1 protein-coding gene is annotated in these 651 nt (G+C 74.8%); it reads left to right on the top strand.

The annotated features are described in order from the left end of the window. A partial coding sequence (locus tag ACFQ36_RS23240; RefSeq protein ID WP_377017991.1) for a helix-hairpin-helix domain-containing protein occupies positions 1-559 on the top strand: 559 nt, incomplete at its 5' end. Positions 560-651: the final 92 nt, after the last annotated feature.

Here is a 651-nt window from a genome sequence, read left to right as displayed (position 1 = left end):
CTCGCCACCGGCCCCGCGGACTGCCGGGACGTCCGGCGCCGCTGCCAGCACCGCACCGGACGACGGACCGGACTCGGGACCGGAGACGGCAGCGGGTCCGGGAACGGAAGTGGTAGTCCACGTCGCCGGGGCCGTGGCCAGGCCCGGCATCGTCCGGCTGCCCGCGGGCGCAAGGGTCTTCGAGGCCGTGGCGGCCGCAGGCGGCACGGCGAAGGACGCGGACGAGTCGGCATTGAACCTGGCCGCCCCGGTCGAAGACGGCCAGCAGATCTTCGTCCCCTCACCCGAACATCCGGCTCCGGCCCGGCAGCCGGAGGCGGCCGGTCCGGAGCCGGGAACCGGCCCGGAAGCGGCGGCACCGGGTGCCCGGAAGGTCAACGTGAATACAGCCGGCGCCGAGGAACTGATGACCCTGCCGCGGATCGGTCCGGTCCTGGCCCGGCGCATCATCGACTTCAGGCAGCAGCACGGCGCCTTCACCCGGCCGGAGGACCTTGATGCCGTCCCCGGCATCGGTCCGGGACTGTTGGAGGCCCTGCTGGATCTGGTGGCGGTATGAGCCGGCAGCCACCGTGGCGGCGCTACGCCGAGGCGGCCGCTGCGGGCTTGCCGGCGGGGCATCCGGCAGCGGAGGCGGAGCCCACGGCAGCC

The organism is Arthrobacter sp. GCM10027362 (assembly GCF_042679445.1).
GTDB lineage: Bacteria > Actinomycetota > Actinomycetes > Actinomycetales > Micrococcaceae > Crystallibacter.
Note: the sequence above shows the minus strand (reverse complement) of the source record. Positions and strands in the feature narration are given on the sequence as shown.